General features: G+C 73.6%; 1 pseudogene. It reads right to left on the reverse strand.

What is annotated here, in order from left to right:
* Positions 1-9,255 (reverse strand): annotated as a pseudogene (locus tag ACFU99_RS21515) (hypothetical protein); the annotation flags it as partial.

Genomic DNA, 9,255 nt, shown 5'->3' on the forward strand with positions numbered 1-9,255 from the left:
CGGAGGCCGTCTCCGGGATCGTGGCGTCGGTCGTTTCCGGGACGGTGGCGGCAGTCGTCTCCTCGACCGTCGCGGCAGCCGTCTCCTGGACGGCGGTGGCGGCCGTGGTCCGACCGCTGTCCGTCGCCGGGCCGGTGACCGGCGTCGGGGGGACCGCGGCAGTGGCCTGGTAGTGCTCGACGCGGCCGTCGAGCAGCACGCGGACCAGCTGGATCCGCACGCCGTGGTCGGCGGTCCAGTGCCACCGGTCGCCGCCGACATGCAGGATGCCCAGGTTGATCCCGTACTTCAGGTGGAGGAGCGCGGGAACGAGGTCACCGCCGACGTTGTCGTAGCTGCCGGGCGTCCGCACCTGCTGGACGATGGCCGCGGTGACGCCGGAGCCCCGTGCCACCTCGCGCCAGGTCTCCCATTCCTCGTCGTCCAGAGCCGACAGCAGCGCGGCGCGCAGCGCCTCCCGGGTCTCCGGGTCGGGCTCCTCGTCGAACCGCCGCCGGACGAACTCCTGGATCATGTGCGGGAAGGAGCCCGGAGCGATGTGTTCCGCGCTGCGGTACTGCTCCTGCAACGGCGCGAGGATCGTGTACCAGAGCTCGGAGGCGTCGCCGTGGAGCTCCGCCGCGAGCTGCTCCGCGAGGGCCTCGCGCACGGTCGCCGCGTCGAGCCCGGGTGCGAGGCGCTCGGCCACCAGCCCGGATGCGTAGTAGGTCGACAGCACGGCGTTGACGAGGCAGTCGCCGTCCGCGGCGACCTCCTGGGGCCGCAGGCCGTCCGCGCGCAGCGTACGGGCCTGGTGGAGGTCGATCGAGAGCTCTTCCCACGTCTCGTGGGCCGGGTCGTGGACCGGGCTCCCCACCACCGGGTTCCCCAGGGCCGCCGTCGTCTCCGAAACCGCGGACGCCTCCGAAACCGCGGACGACGTCTGCGGCGTCTCCGTGACCTCGGACATCCCTGAGCCCTCGGGCGCCTCGGATATCTCGGATGCCTCGGGTACCTCGGACGTCGAGGATGTCGTGGACGCCTCGGGTACCTCGGATGTCTGCGGGGGCGCCGAGCCGACGGACCGAGCCGAGGAGCCGGCCTCGTTCCCCTCGCCCAGGACCGAGCCCGCGCCGGCCTCCGGGGCGGCGGCCGTGACCGTCGCCAGGCCGTGCTCGCCGGGCTCGCCCCACGTCAGGAAGTGTCCGGCGGTGGCGGTGTCACGGGTCAGTTCGGGACGGACGTACCGGTCCTCGAACTGGTCCCGCGTCATGGTCCGGCCGTGGGCGGTGACCATCCCGTCGGCGCCCGCGGTGACATGCCAGACCTGGGCGTCCTCCGTCTCCGGCACCTGCTGGACGCGGTGCAGCTCCAGGAGCAGGGGGTCGCTCCAGTCGGTCGCCGTGCGCGGCGGTACGTACCAGCCGGAGGGCGTGCGGATCGCGTCGGTGCGCACCCCGCCCAGGCCCAGCAGCGTGCCCTGCGGGGACAGGCTGACGGACAGCAGGTCGGAGACGTGGAAGGCGGCCCGGAAGGCGGCGCCGCGCCAGCGGAACCGGCCGAGCACCTTCTCGGTGTCCAGCTCCACCAGGACGTACGCGTCGGCGAGGCCGCGCACGTTCCAGTACGTGTCCATGGCCGCGCCCTCGACACGGGTCATGGCCCAGCCGCTGGTGCTGGTGGTCACCCCGGTGCTCTGGCTGAAGGAGGCGCCGCCGCCGGCCGTGCCGCCGGCGTGCGAGTCCAGCGGGTGCGCGGGGTTGGCGTCGGCTCCGACGGCGTTGCCGCGTGACTCGGTGCCGGACAGGTTGTTGTTCTGCGACCCGTAGTCGCTGCGTTCACTGGTGCCCGGCCGGGCGGCCAGCGCCGGGCCGACCTTGGCGGGGACGATCGCGATGCGCAGCCGGCCCAGGGCGTCGGCGCCCACCCGGTCGACGGTCTGGAGGTCGGCCCACAGGTCGTCGGGGTCGGTGCTCAGACCGTGCTGGACCAGGTGGCGGGCCAGGACGCTGGGGTTGATCAGCTTGCGCAGCGCGTCGAGCGAGTGGCGGCCGCGGCCCGCGAGGTCGCCGGCGTCGCCGCGGGAGGCGCGCATCCGCTCGACGAGGGAGTCGAACAGCTGCCGTACGGCCTCCGGGTTGAGCTGGACGACCGCGGCCTTGCGGGCGAGCTCGGCAGCGGCGATCCGGTACCCGAGCGCGGCGCTGTGCAGGTCGAGTACGGGCCGTGCCAGCGGGAGCGGGGGCGCCGTGCGGGGCTGGCCGGCCAGTTCGGAGACCGGGACCAGGAGCTCCTCGCGCAGCGGGACGGTGACGGTGTACATGCCGCCCGTATGGGGCTGGGCGAGCCCGGCCACCGGACGGGCCGCGCCGAGGCTCAGGGTGGCCGCGGTCTGCGAGACGCGGACGGTCTCCTGGAGGGTGATCTCCAGTTCGCTGTCCACGAGGTAGCCCGCCAGCGGTCCGCTGACCGTGAAGCCGTCGTGGCGGCGGGTCCAGGCGCTGCCCGAGGTGCTCTGGGCGGTCGACCGCGAGCGGGTGTAGGAGAGGGCCGACTCGGAAGCGGTGGCGCCGGCCTGGACGCTCCTGCCCTTCGTACGGCCACGGCCGGGTTCGGTACGGGCGTTGGACTGCACGTACCGGCTGACCGTGCCCTCGACGGTCTCGCCGGTGGACACCGCCTCGGAGTCCTGGGCGCGGTTGAGGCGCAGGACGATCTGGAGGTGCCGCCGGAAGCCGGGGCCGCCGCTGGACAGCGGGTGCAGGACGACGCCCGGCCCCCGCATCGCGTCGACCATGGCCACCAGGGAACCCGGCGACATCATGATGTCCAGCGTCCCGGTCAGGCTGGCGCCCGGGGTCTCCAGCGTCCACATGGCGTCGCGGGCGCCGCGCGCGTGCTGGTCCAGGAGGCCGTTGAGGCCCCGCATGACCTGCTGGGACAGACGCCCGGCCGCGGTGTCGACGGGCAGCAGGCGCTCGGTGACCGCGGTGAGCGGGAACGCGCGGGCGGGGAAGCGGGCCGGTACGCCGGTCGTGCCGGCGGCCGATGCCGTGGCCGTCGTGGCGGCGGACGCCGTGGGCCGCGGGCTGAGGAAGGTGACGCCCTCGTCGACGACGACGGGTTCGTTCGTCCGCTCCCTGCGCGACCACGTGCCCGCCTGGTTGAGGTCCTCGGCGACGGCGGTGACCGACCAGCTGATCCGGCCGGTGTGCACCGAGTGCGGCACGCCGCTGCGGACGATGTAGCGGCCCGGGTTGATGTTCATGCCCCGGGTGGTGCTCGTGCTGCGGCTGTCGGTGGCCGAGTAGGTCACGGAGCCGCCGCCCTGCTCGGCGCCCGAACCGCCGCTGAGGCCCACGGTGTTGCTGTGGTTGCGGAAGAAACCACTGGTGGTGACGGACTGGGTGCCGTTGAATCCGGCGGAGTGCTCGTCGAGGTCGAACGTGTCCAGGCCGAGGGCGCCGGCATGGCTTCGCCGGACGGAGTCGACCTCGGCCCGGAGCACCAGCCGGATCTTCCGGTCGGTGAGCAGGCCGTCGAGGACGAGCTGGGTGGGGAACGCCTCGGACTCGCTGTGCAGCGCCGCCACGAGCTGGTCCCGGGTCACGATCGTCTGCGCGTGGAGGGCGGCGACCGGCTCCGGGACGCCGAGTTCCGCTAGTGCCTGGGACACGTTCTGCCGGACCTGTCGCAGGCCCTGTACGCCGATCACGCGGTCGCGCTGGGTGAGCGCGTACGGGACGTTCTGCCGCTGCTGTGCGCTCCGGGTCCGAGCGTCCGCGGTCTGTGTGTCCGCGGCCTGTGCGTTCTCGGTCTGAGCGCCCGTGGTCTGTGCGTTCCCGGTCCGATCGTCCTCGGACAGGGTGTGCTCGACCTGTGGCTGGTCCCAGACCGGCACCAGCCACTGGGCCTCACCCGTCAGGACGTTCGCGTCCACCGTGCGCCGGGTGACCCCCGTCCGCTCGGACGCGCCGTTCAGCTTCTGCCACGAGTCGAGGACGAGCTTCTCGGCCTTGTCGAGGGGGCCGCGCGGCGTGACGCGGTGCACCGCGACGGAGGGCCGGAAGCGCACCCGGTAGGTGTGCAGGACGCTTTCGTTCTCTTCGGCTCCGGCCCGCGCGTACCCGTGCACCTTGTACGTGTAGTACGTGTCGGAGTGCTGCCTGCCGTCGGTGCGCGACATCGAGAAGCCGGGCGTGTACCCCGGGCTCGCGACGGTGGCGAGGGACACGGAGAGGCTGCTGGAGAGCCCCAGCGTCGCGCTGTACGACTCGGAGCCCGTGGTGTCCCGCATCCCGGTCGGCCAGTGGTCGAAACCCACGTTGCGCAGGCGCAGGCCGGACACCGGTGCGATGCGCGTCCCGGACGCGGTGGCGGGCACGCGCTCGGCCCGCAGTTCGAAGCTGATCACCTCCTGCGTGTTGTCGCCCAGCTGACGGGTCAGCATGTGCGACGCGCCCTCCGCCGAGAACAGCTCCGCCATCTGGTACGTGAGCGACTCCGGGTGGAAATGGGTGTCCAGGAAGCCGGACAGGCCCGCCAGTTCGGCGTGGTCCCACGTCGGTATCCCGGTCTGCCGCTCGGCCTCCCGCAGCGCCGTGACGAGGTGATCGCGCACCTCGTCGGCGCCGGACAGCCCCACGGGCGAGAACACCCCGACGGGCCCGGCGGGCGTGGACAGCTCCGCCGGGGGCGCGGGCGCCGGGGTCTCCTCGACGGCCGTCGAGGGACCCTGCGTGCCCGGCGCGGACCGCTGTTGCCCGCCCCGGACGTTCTGCTCCCGCCGCGCCGCCCGCTCCTCGTCGCGGATCACCTGATCGAGCGCGTCACGGAAGTCCGCGGCCTGTTCGGCGGGGACGCGGACGACGACGGATATGTCCCCGGAGTGCAGCCGGCCGGGGTGCCCGAGCAGGCGCGAGGAGGCGTTGAGCCGCACGGTCAGCACGAACGGCACACTCTCGCCGTTGAAGCGCACCGTCTCCCACAGCCCCGCGGAGACGTTGGCCGCCGAACCCGAACCGGACGCGGTGCTCGCGCTCAGCGAGAGCGGCGAACCCTTCACCGAGGCCGTCGGCAGGACGCCCGAGCCGGTCCCGAGGGAAAGCCCGACACCGGTCGAACGGCCGGAGCCGACACTGGTGTTGGCACCCTGCATGCCCAGCCTGCGCGTGTTGCGCACCAGCGGGACGGCCGAGGCGTCGCCGGCCTGCCGGACGGCGCGCAGGCGCGCCCGCAGCGAGATGAGCAGCACGTCGCCGTTGGTCATCCGCACCGGCGGCAGCCCCGTCTCACCCCCGAACAGCCGGGTGAGGTCGGACATCACGTTCAGCTCGCCCATCCGGCCGTGCAGGTACTCGTGCAGCGGGGTGCCGGAGCGCGCGTCCAGGTATGCCGAGAACAGCTGTTCGCGGAACGTGCCGAGGTCGCCGACCTGCTGGGGGACGACGAAGAAGCGCCGTGCCTGCCGGGTGAACCGGTCGAGAGCGGAGTCCGCGGCGTCGCGCGGCAACTCCGCCTGCCAGGCGACGGCGGGCGCCGTCGCGGCCAGGGAGACCAGCTCGGACGGGAAGGCCGCGAGCAGACTGCCGATCGCCGAGAGAGCCACGCCGGCGTCGCCGGGCGCGGTGGTGACGACCGTGAACTTGGCGTCGGCGAAGGAGAAGTGCGTCAGCTGTCCGCCGAGCCCCAGGGAGGGGTTGCTGTAGACGAGGTCGGTCCGGCCGCGGCCCTCGGTGCGGGTCGACTTCGCGCCGACCGAGACCTTGGGGCTCAGCACGAGCCCGCCGCTCGCGAGGACGGCGGCCGTCGCGGTCTCGCCGCCGCTCAGGGAGCGGGTGTTGCCGGTGCTGACGGACACGCCGGTGCTGCGGCTGGAGCCGGCCTCCTGGAGGCCGATGCTCCGCTCCCCGTGCGGCCGGTACTGCGCGTCGAGCACCGTGGCCCGGTCCCGGGCCACCTCGGTGAGCGTGAGGCGGACCGTGTACGGGCGTGCCGCGTTCGGGTCGCGCAGGGTCAGTCCGCCGTCCAGCAGCCGCCGCGCGAACTCGCGCGGGCTCAGCCCCTCCAGCAGCCGGGTCACCTCGTCCCGCACGGCGTCCGCCAGCCACGTGGGGCGCCGCTCCGGCAGCAGGCTGACGACGAGGTCGGCGATGGTGCCGGTCCGGGCGGTGCCGGGCTGGTCGGCGCCGTCGAAGCGCACGCCGTCGAAGGCGATCATGCTGCCGAACGTGCCCAGCGGGAACCGCCGCGGCGTCTCCGCGAAACCGGTCGGCGGCTGCGCCTGCGACTCGGGCTCGGGGAACAGGTTCCGGACGGACTCCAGTATCTCGTCGTGGAACCCGCTGCCCTCGGCCTCGTCGCCGACCAGGTGGAGCGTGCCCTCGTGCGGCTTCTCGGGCTCCACCTCGATGAGCGTGACCGTCTCGCCGTGCGCGACGGGCACCGTCGTGGTGTGCGACGCGGCGTCGTCGGTGAGGTCGGAGTGGTGCCCGCCGTCGTGACCGCTCTCCGCCCCGGCGTCGAACAGGTGCTGGATCGGGGCGGTCTCCTCCAGCGCGACGGACGGCCCCGGCCGCGCCGCGGGCCGCTTCGTCGTGATCCGCACGATCCCGTCGGAGCCGGGCCCCTCCCAGAGGACGGCGTGCCCGGCGGTGGCCGGGTCGCCGTCGAGTTCGGGACGGATGTACAGCTCCTCGAACCGCTCGCGCGGGAGGCTCTCGCCGTATGCGACGACCGCGTCCGCCGGGCCTGCCGTGACCTGCCACAGCAGACCTTCGTCGAGCTCCGGCGCCCGCTGGGCGCGGCGCAGGTCGAGCAGCAGGTCGTCGCCCCAGCCGGTCGCAGTGCGCGGCGGAACGTACCAGCCGGAAGGCGTTCGGATCGCCGCCCGCGGAAGACCGCCGAGGCCCAGCAGCGCGGCCTCCGGGGAGTACCGCACGGACAGCAGGTCGGATACGTGGAAGACGGCGGTGAGGGTCTTGCCGTCCAGGTGGAGGAAGCCGCGCTCGTTGGCGCCCTCGACGCGCAGCACCACGTAGGCGTCGGTGAAGTCGTGCGTGCGCCACAGGGTGTTCTGGGCGGCGCCCTCGACCAGGTTCATCGCCCAGCCGGAGCTGGTGGTGGTCCGGCCCGTGGCCGTGCTGAAGGCGGCGCCGGCGTTCGCGGAGCCCATCGGGTGCGCATGGGACGCACCCAGGGACGTGCCCTGGCCCTGGCCCGTACCGGCCGTCAGGGTGTTGTTCTGCGAGCCGTAGTCGCTGCGCTCCGACGTGCCCGGCCGCCAGCCCAGCGAACGGGCCTGCCCGGCCGGCAGGATCGAGAGGCTCAGCACGCCGGTGGTGTCCGTGAACGGCCCGCCGACGGCCCGCAGATCCGGGCCCAGCGGGGCCGGATCGTCGTTCAGACCGTTGCGCAGTACATGCCGGGCGAGGACGTTGGCGTCGAAGAACCGGTACAGGGTGTCCAGCGAGAACTGGCCGCGCCGGGCGAGGTCGCCGGGTTCCGCGCCGAACCGGCGCAACTCCGCGACCACCCTGTCGAACAGTTCGCGCGCGGCAGCGGTGTTGAGCTGCACGCCCAGGGCCTTGCCGCCGAGGTCGCCGGACGTGATCGCGTAGCGCCGCGCCGCCGGGAGCCGCGCCGCCGCCTGCTCCGGGGAGAGCAGCCCCACGGCCGGCTGTGCGAGCGGCCGGGGGAGCAGCCCCTTGAGTTCGCTGAGCGGGACGGCGATCTCCTCGCGCAGCCGCACCCGCACCCGGTGCGTACCGCCCTGGGGGAGCTGTACGGCCTGGGCGGTCTGCCGCGCCAGGTCGCCGCTGAGCGTGGCGGCGCTGCGCGAGACCTGCACGGTCTGCTGGAGGGTGATCTCCAGCTCGCCGTGGAGCTGGAAGGTGGCCAGGACGTCCGAGACGGTGTGGCCGTCGTGGCGGCGGCTGAACCGGCCGTCGGTCAGGCTCCGCGAGGTGTTCGAGGAGCGGCTGTAGGCGGCCGAACCGCCGGAGAGCAGGCCGGTGACCTGGTGGCCGCTCGCCCGGGTGCGGCTGACGCCGAGCTCCTGGTGGGTGTTCGACTGGGTGTAGCGGCTGACGGCGCCGGGGGTGAGCAGACCCGTGAACCGCGCACCGTGGCTCTGGGGGTCGCGGTTCAGCCGGATGACCAGCTGGACGCGCTTGAGGTGGCCCGCGCCGGACGACATGGTGTGCAGGCCCAGACCGGGGCCGAGCAGGGCGTCGTTCATGGCGTGCAGGGACCGCGGGGCGAGCATCGTGTCCAGCGTGCCCGGCAGAGTCGTACCGGGCAGATGCAGCGTCCACAGGGAGTCGCGCACGGAACTCGCGTGCTCGCCGAGCAGCGCGTCAACGGCTTCCATGAGCGCGTCGGCGAGCCGGACCGGGTTTTCGTGGTGCCCGCGGTCCTGCTGCTCCGGCTCGCCTTCGTGCTCACCGGGCCCCGCGCTGTCGTGCGGGGGCAGGAAGCGCTCGCTGACGGTGGCGGTCGGGAACGAGGCGACCGTCAGCGTGCCGGGCACCGTCGCCGTCTCGGTGGCCTCGGCCACCGGCCACTGCGGGCTGACGAAGGCGACGCCGTCCCGGACGCGCAGGACCCTGTCGCGCTCGTCCGGCGACCAGGCGCCGAGCTGGTTGACGTTCTCGGCGCGCGCGGTCAGCCTCCAGGTGACCTGGGCCGTGTGCCTGCGGTGCGGGAGCCGTTCGCGCATGACGATGCGGCCCGGGTTGACGTTGGTGATCCGTGCGGTGCTGCGGCCCTTGCCGGGCGAGAAGCTGCGCCCGTAGCCCGCGCCGCCCGTCAGGTCGCCGGCGCCGCCGCTGAGGGTGGCGGAGTGGCTGTGGTTGAGGTGGTTGGTGGCGGTGCTGTCGGTGCCCGAGAACGCCATCGAGTACTCGGCGAGGTCCATCGTGTTCAGCTCGACGGTCTGCGGGTCGTCGACCACGTCGGTCAGCTGCGCCCGCATGGCCAGCCGCACCTTGCGGTCGGTGAGCAGGCCGTCCAGCACGACCTGCCCGGCGACCGAGCCGGCCCCCGAGTGCAGCGCCGCGACCATCTGGTCGTGGTTGACCAGCGACTCCAGGTGGAGCTGGGCGAGGTGCTCGGGCACGCCGAGTTCGACCAACAGCTCGACGGCCGCCGCGCGGACCGCCTCGACGCCGGTGACGCCGAGCACGCGATCGTGCTGGGTGAGCGCGTATCCGCTCCCGGCCGCGGCCGTGGCGGGCGTCCGGGACGCGGTGGGAGCCGCCGTGACCCGGTACGGGT

It is taken from the genome of Streptomyces sp. NPDC057654, from assembly GCF_042800135.1.
Classification (GTDB): Bacteria; Actinomycetota; Actinomycetes; order Streptomycetales; family Streptomycetaceae; genus Streptomyces.